Here is a 15,308-nt window from a genome sequence, read left to right as displayed (position 1 = left end):
ATCGTCTTCGCGGCATGCATGATCGTGCAGTCACGATCATGCTCTATCTGTCCGACGCCTGCCAGCGCGGATTGATCCATGGTTCCTGGTTGGACGGCGCCAGCGGCGTCCGGCCAAGGATGTGATCGGAAGCCTTCTCCCCGGTCATGATCGATGGCGCATTGAGATTGCCGTTGGTGACGCGCGGGAAGATCGAGGAATCGGCGACCCGCAAGCCTTCGACGCCAATGACCCGGCATTCCGGATCGACGACGCTCATCATGTCGTCGGCGCGGCCCATCTTGCAAGTGCCGCAAGGATGGTAGGCGCTCTCGGCATGATCGCGGATGAAGATGTCGAGCTCGTCGTCCGACTGCATGTGGCTGCCCGGAGAGATTTCCTTGCCCCGATAGGGGTCGAACGCCGACTGCCCGAAGATCTCGCGCGTCAGCCTGATGCAGTGGCGGAACTCCGTCCAGTCGTCTGGATGCGACATGTAGTTGAAGCGGATCACCGGCTTGGATTTCGGGTCCGGCGAACGCAGCGTCACCGAACCGCGCGACTTCGAGCGCATCGGTCCGACATGCGCCTGGAAGCCGTGCGATTTCGCAGCCGCCTTGCCATCATAGCGGACTGCCGCCGGGATGAAATGGTACTGGATATCGGGGTAGTCGACGCCGGCGCGCGAGCGCACGAAGGCTGCCGCTTCGAAGTGGTTGGTGGCGCCAAGCCCGGTCTTGAGGAACAACCACTGCGCTCCGATGAGTGCTTTCGAGAACGGGTTCAGCACCGAATTGAGCGTGATCGGCAGCAATGATTCCTGCTGGATGTAGAGCTCCATATGATCCTGCAGATTGCGGCCGACACCGGGCCGGTCGGCCACCACCGGAATGCCGTTTGCGCGCAAATGCTCGGCCGGGCCGATGCCGGACAGCATCAGTATCTTGGGCGAATTGATCGACGATGCGGCGACGATCACCTCACGTCGCGCCTTAACGACCTGAATCTGTTTGTGAGCTTCGATCTCGACGCCGATGGCGCGTTGATTCTCGATGATCACGCGCCGCGCAAAGCCCTTGACCAGACTCACATTTTTGCGCTTCAGCGCCGGCTTCAGATAGGCTGATGCCGCCGACCAGCGGCGGCCGCCGCTGATGGTCTGCTCCATCGGCCCAAACCCTTCCTGCTTGGAACCATTGTAGTCGTCGGTCAGTTCGAACCCGGCCTGGCGACCAGCCTCGACAAAGGCGCCATAGAGCGGATTTTTACGCGAGCCGCGCTGCACATGCAGCGGCCCGCCGTGGCCGCGCCAGCCATCCTCGCCGCCGTCCGAATCTTCCATACGCTTGAAATAGGGGAGCACGTCGGCGAAGCCCCAGCCGGCCGCACCCTCTTCGGCCCAATGGTCGAAATCGCGGGCGTGGCCGCGCACATAGACCATGCCGTTGATCGAGGACGAGCCGCCGATAACCTTGCCGCGCGGTGTCGCCAGCACGCGGCCGCCGAGATGCGGTTCCGGCTCGCTGGCAAAACCCCAGTCGTAGAGGCTCATGTTGAGTGGGATCGACAGCGCCGACGGCATCTGGATCAGCGGCCCGATATCGCTGCCGCCGAATTCGATGACGATGACCGAATGCTTGCCGTCTTCAGACAGGCGATAGGCCATGGCCGAGCCGGCCGAGCCGGAGCCGATGATGACGAAATCTGCTTCAAGCATGGTTCATATGCGCCATGAAATCGGCGAGCGAGACATTGCCGCCGGTAGCCACAACAAGGGCGGTCTTGCCCCTCACATCCACCTTGCCGCCGAGCAGTGCGGCGAGCGAGGCGGCCCCCGAGGGCTCGAGCACCAGCTTCATGCGCTCGAAGGCGATCCGCATGGCGCTGCGCACCGATTGGTCGTCGACGGTGATGCCGCGAACACCGGCGGTCTTGACTGCCGCGAAAGGCGCGTCGCCCGGCCGTCGCGACATCAGCCCGTCGCAGATCGACTTCGGCCCGATCGGCATCGTCTCGATGCTGCCATGTGCCAGCGACGAGCCCATGCCGTTGAAACCTTCAGGTTCGACGCCGATGATCTCAGTGGCGGGCGACAGATAGTGGAAGGCGAGCGAAACGCCGCCGATCAGCCCACCGCCACCGACCGAGCAGAACAAAAGATCGGCGCTGGCGCCTTTGGCTTCGAGTTGGTCAAGCGCTTCGAGGCCGGCGCCCGCCTGGCCGGCAACGATCTCCGGATCGTCAAACGGATGCAGCAGGGCCAAGCCTTCGGTCTCGGCGATCTCGCGTGCCTTGGCGGCGGCGACTTCCTCACGCGCGCGTTCGCCATGGTCGGTCAGCACGACGCGGGCGCCATAGCCGGCCGTAGCATCACGCTTGGCGGCCGGTGCGTCGATCGGCATGACGATGGTGACGGGAATGCCGAGCGCCTGGCCGGCAGCCGCCAGCCCTTGCGCGAAATTGCCGGAGGAGTAGGCGACGACGCCTTTCCTGGCCTCTTCAGTGGAAAGCTGCTTCAGGCGCCAATAGGCGCCGCGCACCTTGAACGATCCGGCCCATTGCAGCGATTCCGGCTTGATGAAGACGCGGGCCGCACCCGTCTCGCGGGCCAGTGCCGCCGATTCCAGCAGCGGTGTGATCTGCGTCGCCCTGGAGGTGACGGCATAGGCCTGCTTGAGGTGGTCGAGGGAGGGGACGAGAAGGTCTGACATCATTCGCCTCGCGGATACCTTTTGCTCTCTTCGAGATTGTCGAGGTTCATGTGATTGCGCATGTAGCGCTCGGACGCTTTTTGCAGCGGCTGGAAATCCCAGGGGTAATAGGCGCCGTTGCGCAGCGCCGGATAGACGACCCAGCGGCGCGCCTGGCTTTCGCGGACAGCGGCGTCGAATCCGGCCATGTCCCAGCGCGACTGGACCTTGTCCATGAATGCCGCCACCAGGCCCGCATTGGCCGCGTCATCGACCAGATTGTCCCGTTCGAGCGGATCGGCTTCGAGATCGAACAGTTGCGGCGGATCGAGTTCGCAATGGACGAATTTGTATCTGCCGTCGCGGATCGCCACCAAGGGCGCGTTGGACCCTTCGGCGGCATATTCCATCAGCACCGGCGCGGTGCGCTCAAACCCCTTGGTGAGCGGCAGCAGCGACTGGCCGTCGGTCCACGGCGCGATTGCAGCGATGTCGATGCCGGCGAGGTCGCAAAGCGTCGGCGCCACGTCAAGATTGGAAACCGGCGTCTCGATCAGCCCGGCGTGAACGCCCTTGCCGGCAATCATCAGCGGCACCCGCGCCGAGCCCTCGAAGAAGCTCATCTTGAACCATAGGCCGCGCTCGCCGAGCATGTCGCCGTGGTCCGAGCAGAACAGGATGATTGTGTCGTCGGCCATGCGGGTGCGCTCGAGAACGTCCAGGATCTCGCCCAGCTTGTCGTCGACATAGGAGATGTTGGCGAAATAGCCCTGCCGCGAACGACGCACCTGTTCCGGCGTGATCTCGAAGGAAGGATAGTCGCTGGCGTGGTACAGCCGCCGGGAATGCGCATCCTGCTCGTCATGCGCGATGAACCCGGTTTCCGGATCCAGCGCCTGGCAATGCTCATAGAGATCCCAATACTGCTTGCGCGCGACATAGGGATCATGCGGGTGCGACAGCGAGACGGTGAGGCACCATGGCCGATGGCTCGCATCGTCCTGTTCGCGCGAAAGCTGATAGAGCTTCTGTGTGGCTAGGAACACGACCTCGTCGTCATACTCCATCTGGTTGGTGATCTCGGCAACGCCGGCGCCGGTCACCGAGCCCAGATTGTGATACCACCAGTCGATACGCTCGCCGGGCTTGCGGTAGTCCGGCGTCCAGCCGAAATCGGCAGGGTAGATGTCGGTCGTCAGCCGTTCCTCGAAACCGTGCAACTGGTCCGGCCCGACGAAATGCATCTTGCCCGACAGGCAGGTGTAGTAGCCGGCAGCGCGCAGATGATGGGCGAAGGTCGGGATCGACGAGGCGAATTCGGCGGCATTGTCGTAGACGCCGGTGCGCGACGGCAATTGCCCGCTCATGAACGAGGCACGGCCTGGTGCGCAGAGCGGCGAGGCCGTGTAGTTGTTGGCAAAGCGCGCCGAACGCGCAGCCAACGCTTTCAGATGCGGTGTGTGCAGAAAATCCGCCGGGCCGTCCGGAAACAAGGTTCCGTTGAGCTGGTCGACCATGACGATCAGAAAATTGGGTCGCTTCGTTGTCACTGTTTGCGCCGCTCGCCGAGTTTTGTTTCGAGATAGTCCTCGACCAGCGCGATTGCGGTCGCGGCATCAGGCACGCCGTCTTTCAGCGCCCGCCTGATGTAGAGCCCGTCGATCATCGCCGCGGTCGCTTCGGCGGCGCGGTCGGCCTCGGCCCTGGGCAGGATGCCGACAAGCCCGCTCATCAGGTTCGAGTGCAGCCGCCGCGCATAGACCCTGAGCAGCCGGCGCAAGGCCGATGATTTCTGCGCCTCGACATAGAAGGCGAGCCAGGCGGCGATGGTTTCCGGCTGGAACTGGATGTCGGAGAAGTTGACGGCGACCACCGCCGAAACGCGCTGGCGCGCGGTACCAGCCGATTGAAGGGCGCGTCGCATGTCGATGGTCAGTTCGGCCAGGATGTGCCGCATCGTCGCCAGCAACAACTCGTCCTTGGCGCCGAAATAGTGATGGGCAAGAGCCGACGAAACCCCGGCGCGTCCGGCGATCTCGGACATGGTGACGTCGAGCGAGCCGCGCTCGCCGATCGCCGAGATCGTCGCGTCGATCAGCGCCTTGCGGCGCAGCGGTTCCATTCCGACTTTCGGCATCTCGCGATGATCCTTTGAGAAAACAGGATTATTTTTTATTGACGCGTCAATCAACAAAAAAATCGGCCGCGATCTTGGCTGTACCAAGCGATTGTCCGCCTCCCGCCCTTCACGAAGTGGGCAGGATTGTTTATATTTGAACAATAAAGGCGAAATGCGCCGTGAGCCCACATGTTAGGCTGGCGCCAAGGATGGAGACCGCCATGACCGCATGCATCGTTGGCTGGGCGCATTCGCGCTTCGGCAAGCTCGAGGGCGAAACGCTCGAAAATCTGATCGTCAAGGTGGCAACCGACGCGCTCGACCATGCCGGCATCGGTCCCGACGAGGTCGACGAGATCGTGCTTGGACATTTCAACGCCGGCTTTTCGGCGCAGGATTTTACCGCCAGCCTGGTGCTTCAGGCCGACGACCGGCTGCGCTTCAAGCCGGCGACGCGCGTCGAGAACGCTTGCGCCACCGGATCGGCCGCGGTCCGTCAGGGCATCCGCGCCATCGACGCCAATGCCGCCCGCATCGTGCTGGTGGTCGGCGCCGAGCAGATGACGACGACGCCGGGGCCGGAGATCGGCAAGAACCTGCTCAAGGCGTCCTATCTGCCCGAGGACGGCGAGACACCGGCGGGTTTCGCCGGCGTCTTCGGCAAGATCGCGCAGGCCTATTTTCAGCGCTACGGCGACCAGTCGGATGCGCTGGCCATGATTGCCGCCAAGAACCACAAGAACGGCGTCGACAACCCCTATGCACAGATGCGCAAGGATTTCGGCTACGAGTTCTGCCGCCAGGAGAGCGAGAAGAACCCGTTCGTTGCCGGCCCACTGAAGCGCACCGACTGCTCGCTGGTCTCCGACGGCGCCGCCGCCCTTATCCTTGCCGACACCGCCACGGCGCTGAAGATGCGCCGTGCCGTTGCCTTCCGCGCCAACGAGCATGTGCAGGATTTCCTGCCGATGTCGAAGCGCGACATCCTGACCTTCGAAGGCTGCGAACAGGCCTGGAACCGGGCGTTGAAATCAGCCGGCGTGACGCTCGACGATCTGTCCTTCGTCGAGACGCATGACTGCTTCACCATTGCCGAACTGATCGAATATGAGGCGATGGGTCTTGCCAAGCCGGGAGAGGGGGCCAAGCTGGCGCTGGACGGCACAACGGCCAGGGATGGCCGCCTGCCGGTCAATCCCTCCGGTGGGCTGAAGGCCAAGGGCCATCCGATCGGCGCCACGGGCGTGTCGATGCATGTCTTGACCGCCATGCAGCTTGTCGGCGAGGCCGGCGGCATCCAGGTGCCGGGCGCCAAGCTTGGCGGCATCTTCAATATGGGCGGTGCCGCGGTCGCCAACTACGTTTCCATTCTCGACCGGATCAGGTAAACCGCCCGCATTTACGGGAGGGTTCATGACAAATCCGGTTCTGATCGAAGTGTTGCGCGGCGTGATCGTCGAGAGCGCGCATCGCGGCTCGGTCGCGGTCTTCGATGGCGATGGCAAGCCCGTCTGGGAGATCGGCGACACAGCCAAGCCGGTGTTTCCGCGCTCGGCGGTCAAGGCGATCCAGGCACTGCCGCTGGTCGAAAGTGGTGCGGCCGATGCCTATGGCTTCGGCAACCGCGAACTGGCGCTCGCCTGTGCGTCCCACTCGGGCGAGCCGGCCCATGTCGACCTTGCGCGATCCATGCTGGCCAAGGCCGGGCTGGACGGATCAGCGCTCGAATGCGGCACGCATTGGCCGTCCAATCATGAAGCCGAGATTGCGCTCGCCCGCGCCGGCGGTTCACCGAACGCGTTGCACAACAACTGTTCCGGCAAGCATTCCGGCTTCCTCTGCACCTGCGTCCACGCCGGCATTGCGCATCGTGGCTATGTCAAGCCGGGACATGGCTTGCAGGAGCTGGTGCGCGACGCCATGCAATCGGTGACGGGCGCTGTCCATGGTGAGGACCAGCGGGCCATCGATGGCTGTTCGATCCCAACCTATGCGGTGCCGCTCAGGAGCTTTGCGCTCGGCTTTGCCCGCATGGCCACGACATCAGGTTTTGGCCCAGAGCGAGCCAAGGCTGCAAAGCGGCTGCTTTCCGCCTGCATGGCCGAGCCCTTCTTCGTTGCCGGCAGCGGCCGCGAAGACGTCGCGTTGATGGAGGCCGCACCAGGGCGGATTTTCACGAAAGGCGGCGCCGAAGGCGTCCATTGTGCCGCAATTCCGGAACTTGGCCTCGGCATCGCGCTCAAGTGCGATGATGGCGCCGGCCGCGCCGGCGAAGCCATGATTGCCGCCGTCCTTGCCAAACTGTTGCGCGCCGACGAGGCCTTGGCGTTCAAGCTGAGCGAATTGGCAAACACGCCCATCGAAAACCGCAACGGTGCCAAGGTCGGGGCGCTGAGGCCGACAGCGGCCCTCAACTGACGTGATTGCGCTCGACGGTCAGATGCGCGTAGCCGCTACCGTTTGACGAGGCGAGATCGCCTGTCGCGGGCTCCGCCCAGCGCTGGCCGACAACCGCACCATTCAGCGCGCCGTCGATGACATTGTCTGAAATGATGGCCGTACCGGCGCCCTCGACCACGGATACGACGATCCCGGTTCCGGCCTTGCGGATGATGTTGCCTGTGGCGACGACATTGCGCAGGTACGGGCCCCAGCCGATCTGCATGCCATAGAGCGGCGCGTTCTCGATGACGTTGTTGGAAACGGTGGTGTCGGCCTCAACGCCGATGCCGACGCCAAATCCCGGCGAGTCGGCGGGGTAGGGGCCGCTGGTCGACAGATTGCGCACGATGTTGCCGGAGCAGACGCCCATACGGCCGCCTTCGTTGAAATTGACGATCGAGATGCCGTTGGCGGCACCGTCGACAATGTTGTTGCTGATGATGGCGCCTTCGAATGAGAACTCGGAATAGACCGCCGTTTCGCCCGAACGCGAGCAGGTGTTGCCCGATATCTGCAGGTTGCTGGCGCTGTTGGCGCGGATCGCCGAAAAGGCGCACTCCGAGACGATGTTGCCCGAGATGACGACATTGCCGGCGCGAAAGGCATTGATGCCGTTGCCGTTCTGCCCGGTTCCGCCGCTGCGTGCCTGGATCCCTTGGACGCGGTTGCCGGTGACAATGGTGGCGTCTTCCGCCGCCTGCCAGCGATGCACGAGGATGCCGCCATTGGCGCAATCGGAGACGGTGTTGCCCGTAATGGACAGCCCGCCGGCCTCGACCGAATAGATGCCGGCATCGGCGGCGCCCGATATCTCGCTGCGCTCGATCCGGCCGATCGCGTGTTCCAGCGCCAGTCCGTTCTTGCCGCTGCCGGTGATCTGACAATTGTCGATGGCGAGGTGCGCGATACGGCGCAGATCGAGCAGCCCTTGCGTGTAACCGCCCATCGTGCGGTTCGAACCATCAAAGACCAGACCGCTGAGTTCGATATGGTCAGCCTGTTCGGCCATGAAAAGGTGGCCGTCACCGCCGTAAACGACGCGCGTCGCGCCCGGCACCCCGGAAAGACGTACGCGGCCGGGCAGCGAGAGATTGGAGACGACATAAGTGCCGGGCGGCAGGAACACCGGCATATCGCGGGCATTGGCGTCACGCAGCAGCTTGGCGAAGGCCTTGCTCTGATCGTCTGATGTGCCGGGCTGCACGCCGAGTTCTGTGGCATTGATCGAGCCGCGCATCGAGGCTTTCTCGATGCCGCTCAAGCTTGCGGCCACCGCCTTGCCGAGCGCAAGGCCCATGACGGCAAAGCCGGCGGTCCCGGTCAGCAGCGTTCGCCTGTTCAACATCGGCACAGAATCCCAGCGTTCAAGCCTGATATCGCAGGAATCGTGCCAGCCGTTATGTCTCTCCCACCGAGGCCGCTACGATGGCTTGTCGGGCAGCCTCCGCGGGCCTAAGTTCAGGGGATGAGCAGAGCTTTCACGCGCGAGGAAGACAGCGAAAACGCCATTGCCGGTGTCGGTGAACGGCCAGTCAGTCACCATCGCAATCTGGTGACGGAACGCGGCCTGGCGCAGATTGAGGACAATCTTGCCGATCTGCGCGATATCTTGGCGAAGGCCGAACGGAAAGCCGACCGCGAGCGCATCGCGGTCGTGTCGCGCGACCTGCGCTATTGGACCGCCCGGCGTGAAAGCGCCGAACTCTCCGTACCGGAGCCGGGCAGTAACCTTGTGCGCTTCGGCATGGGCGTCACGATCGAGAGCAATGACGGCAGGAAGGTGCACTGGAAGATCGTCGGCGAGGACGAGGCAGATCCGGCCAAGGGCACGATTTCCCATGTGTCACCGATGGCTGTCGCCCTGTTCGGCAAGAAGGTCGGCGACTTGGCCAGCGTCAACGGCAAGGAATGGGAAATCGTCAAGCTCTCCGAGAGCTAATCCTCGATCTTGACGACATGGTCGCGGAAGAACGCCGCGGCTCCGGCTTCATCGATCTCGCCTGAAGCAAGGGCCATGACGAATTCGTAGAGCGTGCCGTTGTCGGCTGTCAGGACATGGCCGTTCACGATCAAAAATGCACCGGCTGCAACTATGGCCGTGCGCTTGTTGCCGTCGACAAAGGCATGATTTCTTGCGATGCCGAAGACATAGGCGGCTGCTAGGTCTTCAACCGAAGGGTTTTCGTAGTTGGCCTTGTTCTCGGCACGCGCGAGCGCAGATTCGAGAGCATTTTCATCTCTCAAACCTTGAGCACCGCCATGCCTGCGCAACTGCTCGGCATGCATCGCTTCAACCGCACGCCGGGTAAGGAACTCCCAGCTCATTCGGCGAGCTTCTGAAGCGCGACCTTGTATTTGTCCATGACCTTGCGAGCAGCTTCCATCTGCCGCTCGAAACTGTCGTCCATCGGCTCAAGGGCAATGCCCTTGTCCGTTTCGACGATCTGGAGCTGATCACCTGTCTTCATGTTCAGACGATCGAGCAGATCCTTGGGCAGGATCACACCTTCCGAATTGCCGATCTTGCGAATGGTCGTGTTCATGACAGATATCCTGTTGCAACGCCGATTATAACTCGACCGGCGAGAAGTTGCAACAGATATTATAACAAGCCTAGCGGACCGCCAGCAGCCGGTCCAGCAGCCGATCCGCCGCCTCCGGAATAACAGTTCCCGGCGGGAAGATCTCGGCAGCGCCGGCCTGTCGCACCGCGTCATAGTCTTGCGGTGGGATGACGCCGCCGGCGACGATCAGCATGTCGCCGCAGCCGAGCTTTTTCAGCGCGTCGCGCAGTTCGGGGATCAGCGTCAGATGTCCCGCCGCCAGCGACGAGGCGCCGACGATGTGGACGTCCTGTGCGACCGCCAGCTTGGCGATCTCCTCCGGTGTCTGGAACATCGCGCCGACGGTGACGTCGAAGCCGAGATCGGCGAAGGCCGTGGCGATGACCTTCTGGCCACGGTCGTGGCCGTCCTGACCCATCTTGGCGACCAGGATGCGCGGCTTGCCGCCGGTCTTCTTCTCGAAGGCGTCAAGCTTGTCCTGCAGACCGTCGACCACGGGATGATCGCCAAGCGCCTTGCGATAGACCCCGGAAATGGTCCGTACCGTGGCGACGTGGCGCCCAAACGCCCTTTCCAACGCGAATGAAATCTCGCCGACCGTGGCATTGGCGCGCGCGGCTCGGATGGCGAATTCCAGCAGGTTTTCATTGCCTTGCGCGGCACGGGTCAGCTCATCGAGCGCGCTTTCGACGGCGGCGACGTCGCGCGTGCCCTTCAGCCGTTGCAGCTTCGACAATTGCCGGGCCCTGACCTCGGCATTGTCGATCTTCAGCACGTCGACCTCGATGTCGGTCTCGGGCCGATGGGCGTTGACGCCGACCAGCATCTGCTCGCCGGAATCGATCCGCGCCTGCGTGCGCGCGGCGGCTTCCTCGATGCGCAGCTTGGGAATGCCCTGTTCGGTCGCCGCCGCCATGCCGCCGAGCGCCTCGACCTCCTCGATATGGGCAAGAGCGCGCGCCGCCAGATCATGCGTCAGCCGTTCGAGATAGGCCGAACCGCCCCACGGGTCGATGATGCGCGTGGTGCCGGATTCCTTTTGGAGGATGAGCTGGGTGTTGCGGGCGATCCGCGCCGAGTGGTCGGTCGGCAGCGCCATCGCCTCGTCGAAGGAATTGGTGTGCAGCGACTGGGTGTGGCCCTGCGTTGCCGCCATCGCCTCGATCATGGTGCGGACAATGTTGTTGTAGGGATCCTGCGCTGTCAGCGACCAGCCAGAAGTCTGGCAATGGGTGCGCAGCGACAGCGAGCGCTCGTCCTTGGGCGAAAAATTCTTCTGCATCAGGGTCGCCCACAACAGGCGCGCGGCCCGCAGCTTGGCGACTTCCATGAAGAAATTCATGCCGATGGCCCAGAAGAAGGACAGGCGAGGCGCAAAGCGGTCGATGTCGAGGCCCGCCGCGACGCCGGCGCGGGCATATTCGATGCCATCGGCGATCGTGTAGGCGAGCTCAAGGTCGGCCGTCGCGCCGGCCTCCTGCATGTGATAGCCGGAGATCGATATCGAATTGAACTTCGGCATGTTCTTCGATGTGTATGAGAAGATGTCCGACACGATCCGCATCGAAGGCTTTGGCGGATAGATGTAGGTGTTGCGGACCATGAACTCCTTCAAAATGTCGTTCTGAATGGTCCCGGCGAGATCCCTCTGTGCAACGCCCTGTTCTTCCGCTGCGACGATGTAAAGCGCCATGATCGGCAGCACCGCGCCATTCATCGTCATCGATACCGTCATCTCGTCGAGCGGAATGCCGTCGAAGAGCTGCCGCATGTCGAGGATGGAATCGATGGCAACGCCCGCCATGCCAACATCGCCGGCAACGCGCGGGTGGTCGCTGTCATAGCCGCGATGCGTGGCGAGATCGAAGGCGACCGACAGCCCCTTCTGGCCGGCGGCAAGGTTGCGCCGGTAAAAGGCGTTGGAATCTTCGGCGGTCGAGAAACCGGCATATTGCCGGATCGTCCAGGGCTGCTGGACATACATGGTCGGGTAGGGGCCGCGCACGAAGGGCGGCAGGCCGGGATAGGTGTCGAGATGCGGCAGCCCCTTGAGATCGCTTTGATTGTACAGATGCTTGGCAATGAGCCCTTCCGGCGTGGTCCGCTGGCCTTTGACCTCGACAGGCGTGCGGCGTGGCAGGACCCAGCCGATCTGGCCGAAGTCCGGGATCAAGAGCCGGCTCCGATCGATTGGTCGATGCGGACTGGAAACAGCGGCTCGCAGACGGCAACGCCTTCGGTGAAGGCCGGTCGCCGTTCCGCCGCCAGCGTCTCGACCGGACGTTCGTCCTTCGATGGATAGAGCGTGGTGCCGATGATGGCCCGTTCACCTGTGCGGTAGGCTGCATTGCGCTGCTCCGCCGCTGCGTGGACGCGCTTCTGGATGTGTCCGTCCTGAAGGCTGGACAGGACACCGCCCTCGGCTTCGATCGTCTGCAACTCCGCCCAGGCCAGTTCGCACAATTCCGCGGTCAGCGCTTCCACAGCGCCGGAACCATAGGCGGGATCGGTGACATGATCGATATGGCTTTCATTGGCCATGATCAGCTGCGTGTTGCGGGCAACACGACGGGCAAAACCCGCCGGCAGACCGTGCGCGATCGTGTGCGGCAGGATGGAGATCGAATCGGCGCCGCCGCACGCCGCGGCAAAGCATGCAATGGTGGTGCGCAGGATGTTGGTCTCCGGGTCCATCGCCGTCATCATGCGAAACGACGTCTCGGCATGGATACTGGCCGTGGATGTCGGGATCGAACAAGCCTCCTGCACCCGCGCCCAGAGCCTGCGCAGCGCCCGCATCTTGGCTATCGACAGCAATTGGTCCTGGTCGACGCTGAGTGCAAAACCGATATGAGGTGCGGCATAGACAAGCGGCTGCCGCGCCGTCTCGAACATTCTGAGGTAGGAGACAGCCGAAGCCAGCATGATGCCAAGTTCCTGCGCTTCCGTGGCGCCGGCATTGTGGAACACGCGCCCGTCAGCTTCCAGCAGCACGCCCGGAACGCCCATCGCGAAGAAATGCGCCAGCGACTGCGGCATGGAGGCCCGCAGCGCCTCGATCGACATGCGCAGCCGACCGGTTCCCGCGAAGATCGCTGCTGGATCGATGCCGAAGGAGAGGTTGAGTTTTGCCGGGTCCGACCGCCGCTTGCTCAGGAAAGCGACCAGCCAGTCGGCCACGGCGCGGCTCCAGGGATGGGCGTCGATGCGAACCTGGATGCGGTTGAGCGGTATGCCGTCCAGCACCGCCTCCAACGCCTCCGCCGTTCTCGGCAAGCCGTATCCGAACGCGTTCGGCGCCCCCTCGAAGACCAGCGACAATCCCGTGGCACCCTGTGCCACATCCTCCAGCGCTTGGCTTTTGGCGCGGTTGGTGTTGGGATCGTCGACTCGCTGGCTGACGATCCATGGCGATTTCGGGTTTGCGCGTACGATCGGTTCCGCCGCGGTGCTGCGGTCGTAGAGCGGTTCGATACGGATGTTGTCGTCGCTGTGCGAGACCAGCCTTTCCTCGAAGGAAGCGCCTGCCAAAGCCTTTTCCGCCAAGGCGAGCCATCGCTGGCGCTCGATGTTTTCGGGTTCCACGTCCTGGATCAAGGCTCCGGCGCCCATCCGTCCTCCTCGTTTCATGCGGCCGCACCGGCCGGGAGCGGTGCAGTCTACGGTCCCCGGTCCGATATCGCAATGCAATGCGCTTCCAGTGACCGGATTCGATCCATCAGATATAGGTCAATCCGCGTGAACGACGATTGCCAAACAGCGGCAAAATCCGCAAGCTCCAAAAACCCGATTTGGACGAATGGCCCCGATTTGGACGAATGGCATTGTCGCTGTGCAATGGCCTCACTATACCTGCGGCAAGGCCACTGGCTTTAGACACATCAGTTTGCGGAGACCGGACATATGGCTGACGACACCAGTATTTTCATCGGCGCCAGCCGCAAGCCCGACGACAGCTATCAGCGTGCCGAGCAGCTGTTGCTACGATATGGGAATCGTCATGGCCTGGTGACGGGCGCCACCGGTACCGGCAAGACAGTTACCTTGCAGATCCTGGCCGAAGGATTTTCCAACGCCGGCGTGCCTGTGTTCTGCGCCGACATCAAGGGGGATCTGTCGGGCATCGCGATGATGGGCACGGCACAGGATTTCCTCGTCAAGCGGGCCGAACAGGTCAAGCTCGATCCTTATAACTTCCAGGAATTCCCCGTCATCTTCTGGGACTTGTTCGGCGAACAGGGTCATCCGATCCGCGCCACGGTCTCGGAAATGGGGCCGTTGTTGCTGTCGCGCCTGATGAACCTGACCGAGGCGCAGGAAGGCATCATGAACATCGCCTTCCGCCTGGCTGACGAGGAAGGTCTGCTGCTGCTCGACATGAAGGACCTGCAGGCGCTCTTGGCCAACATCGCCGAGCGTGCCGACGAGATCGGCTCGCGCTACGGTAACGTGACGAAGCCATCGGTCGGGGCGATCCAGCGCACGCTGCTGGTTCTGGAGCAGCAGGGGGCCGCAAATTTCTTCGGCGAACCGGCACTGCGTATCGCCGATATCATGCGCACCACCCGCGACGGACGCGGCGCCATCAGCGTGCTTGCCGCCGACAAGCTGATGATGAATCCGCGGCTCTACGCGACCTTCCTGCTATGGCTGATGTCGGAACTGTTCGAGGTGCTGCCGGAAGTCGGCGACCCCGACAAGCCGAAGCTGGTGTTCTTTTTCGACGAGGCGCATCTTCTGTTCGACGAAGCACCCAAGGTGCTGATCGATCGCGTCGAACAAGTGGTCCGACTGATCCGCTCGAAGGGCGTCGGCGTCTATTTCGTCACGCAGAACCCGTTGGATATCCCTGAAAAAGTCCTGGCCCAGCTCGGCAATCGCGTCCAGCACGCGCTGCGCGCCTATACGCCGCGTGAGCAGCAGGCAGTCCGGACGGCGGCCGAAACGTTCCGGCCAAATCCCGATTTCGACTGCATGACCGCCATTACCCAGCTTGCCACGGGCGAAGCGCTGGTCTCGACGCTGGAGGCCAAGGGTGTCCCGTCCATGGTGCAGCGGACCCTGATCCGCCCGCCGTCGTCGCGCCTTGGACCGATAACGGCAGCCGAGCGACAAAAGCTGATCCAGGAAAGCCCGGTCGCCGGCCAGTACGATCAGGCCGTCGATCGCGAGTCGGCTTTCGAAATGCTGCAAAAAAAAGCCAAGGACGCGCAGGATGCCGAAGAGCAGGCCCAGCAGGCCGGCAGCGGCGGCTCGCGCTGGACCATTCCGGGCTTCGGCAATGACGATCCCGCGCCGCAATCCGGCGGCAGGCGCACATCTGCACCGCGCCCGTCCAACCGCCAGACGGTGGCCGAGGCGGCGATCAAGTCGGTGGTGCGCTCGGTTGGCTCGTCGGTCGGCCGGGCAATCGTGCGCGGGATATTGGGGAGTCTGTCGAGGGGCAGGTAAGGAGCGGCAGCTATGCGCCACCCGTCGCGCGAGTAGAACACCCGTTGCTCAGCGCGGTTCCTG

13 protein-coding genes are annotated in these 15,308 nt (G+C 63.2%); 4 read left to right on the top strand and 9 right to left on the bottom strand.

All coding sequences use genetic code 11. From position 1 onward, the window contains the following. Positions 1-43: 43 nt before the first annotated feature. From betA to betI, 4 genes are read right to left on the bottom strand one after another with little or no spacing between them, the layout of a single operon-like run. Positions 44-1,696 carry a choline dehydrogenase gene (gene betA / locus NKJ67_RS04525; protein ID WP_352580658.1) on the bottom strand — a complete coding sequence of 551 codons (1,653 nt, stop codon included), beginning with the start codon at positions 1,694-1,696 and terminating at the stop codon, positions 44-46. Further along, positions 1,689-2,690: a threonine/serine dehydratase family protein gene (locus tag NKJ67_RS04520; protein ID WP_127327175.1), complete on the bottom strand. Its 1,002-nt coding sequence runs from the start codon at positions 2,688-2,690 to the stop codon at positions 1,689-1,691. The genes betA and NKJ67_RS04520 overlap by 8 nt, the downstream gene beginning before the upstream one ends. Then, positions 2,690-4,219 carry a choline-sulfatase gene (gene betC, locus NKJ67_RS04515; protein ID WP_352580657.1) on the bottom strand — a complete coding sequence of 510 codons (1,530 nt, stop codon included), beginning with the start codon at positions 4,217-4,219 and terminating at the stop codon, positions 2,690-2,692. Before betC ends, NKJ67_RS04520 begins: the two co-directional genes overlap by 1 nt. Beyond that, entirely contained in the window at positions 4,216-4,806 is a 591-nt protein-coding gene (gene betI / locus NKJ67_RS04510) for a choline-binding transcriptional repressor BetI (protein ID WP_127322783.1), read from the bottom strand. Before betI ends, betC begins: the two co-directional genes overlap by 4 nt. Positions 4,807-5,009: 203 nt before the next feature. Between betI and NKJ67_RS04505 the strand changes: the two genes are divergently transcribed. Then, a complete protein-coding gene (locus NKJ67_RS04505; RefSeq protein WP_127267966.1) occupies positions 5,010-6,176 on the top strand; it encodes an acetyl-CoA acetyltransferase in 1,167 nt (388 codons plus the stop codon). A 25-nt stretch (positions 6,177-6,201) separates the two neighbouring features. Beyond that, on the top strand, positions 6,202-7,206 hold the full coding sequence (locus NKJ67_RS04500; protein WP_352580656.1) for an asparaginase: 1,005 nt from the start codon (positions 6,202-6,204) through the stop codon (positions 7,204-7,206). On the opposite strand, the gene NKJ67_RS04495 is transcribed toward NKJ67_RS04500, so the two are convergent. Continuing rightward, complete coding sequence (locus NKJ67_RS04495) at positions 7,199-8,575, bottom strand: TIGR03808 family TAT-translocated repetitive protein (protein ID WP_352580655.1); 1,377 nt, start codon at positions 8,573-8,575, stop codon at positions 7,199-7,201. The two genes, NKJ67_RS04500 and NKJ67_RS04495, sit on opposite strands and share 8 nt — an antisense overlap. 120 nt (positions 8,576-8,695) lie before the next feature. Between NKJ67_RS04495 and greA the strand changes: the two genes are divergently transcribed. After that, entirely contained in the window at positions 8,696-9,169 is a 474-nt protein-coding gene (greA, locus tag NKJ67_RS04490) for a transcription elongation factor GreA (RefSeq protein ID WP_256745719.1), read from the top strand. Here the strand turns inward: greA and NKJ67_RS04485 are convergent. The 4 genes from NKJ67_RS04485 to NKJ67_RS04470 all read right to left on the bottom strand — a co-directional run bounded on the left by NKJ67_RS04485 (position 9,166) and on the right by NKJ67_RS04470 (position 13,406). Further along, positions 9,166-9,555, bottom strand: a complete 390-nt coding sequence (locus tag NKJ67_RS04485) for a type II toxin-antitoxin system death-on-curing family toxin (protein WP_127319079.1) — start codon at positions 9,553-9,555, stop codon at positions 9,166-9,168. The genes greA and NKJ67_RS04485 overlap by 4 nt on opposite strands. Then, positions 9,552-9,773 (bottom strand): AbrB/MazE/SpoVT family DNA-binding domain-containing protein, encoded by a 222-nt coding sequence (locus tag NKJ67_RS04480; protein ID WP_127269970.1) that lies wholly within the window; start codon positions 9,771-9,773, stop codon positions 9,552-9,554. Before NKJ67_RS04480 ends, NKJ67_RS04485 begins: the two co-directional genes overlap by 4 nt. A 70-nt stretch (positions 9,774-9,843) precedes the next feature. Next, complete coding sequence (gene scpA, locus NKJ67_RS04475; protein ID WP_352580654.1) at positions 9,844-11,967, bottom strand: methylmalonyl-CoA mutase; 2,124 nt, start codon at positions 11,965-11,967, stop codon at positions 9,844-9,846. Beyond that, positions 11,964-13,406, bottom strand: coding sequence for a methylmalonyl-CoA mutase subunit beta (locus NKJ67_RS04470; protein ID WP_352580653.1), 1,443 nt, complete (start codon positions 13,404-13,406; stop codon positions 11,964-11,966). Before NKJ67_RS04470 ends, scpA begins: the two co-directional genes overlap by 4 nt. A gap of 291 nt (positions 13,407-13,697) precedes the next feature. Between NKJ67_RS04470 and NKJ67_RS04465 the strand changes: the two genes are divergently transcribed. Continuing rightward, on the top strand, positions 13,698-15,245 hold the full coding sequence (locus NKJ67_RS04465; protein WP_127327181.1) for a helicase HerA-like C-terminal domain-containing protein: 1,548 nt from the start codon (positions 13,698-13,700) through the stop codon (positions 15,243-15,245). Positions 15,246-15,308 lie beyond the last annotated feature (63 nt).

The sequence above is a fragment of the Mesorhizobium sp. M0088 genome (assembly GCF_040322895.1).
Classification (GTDB): domain Bacteria; phylum Pseudomonadota; class Alphaproteobacteria; order Rhizobiales; family Rhizobiaceae; genus Mesorhizobium.
Note: the sequence above shows the minus strand (reverse complement) of the source record. Positions and strands in the feature narration are given on the sequence as shown.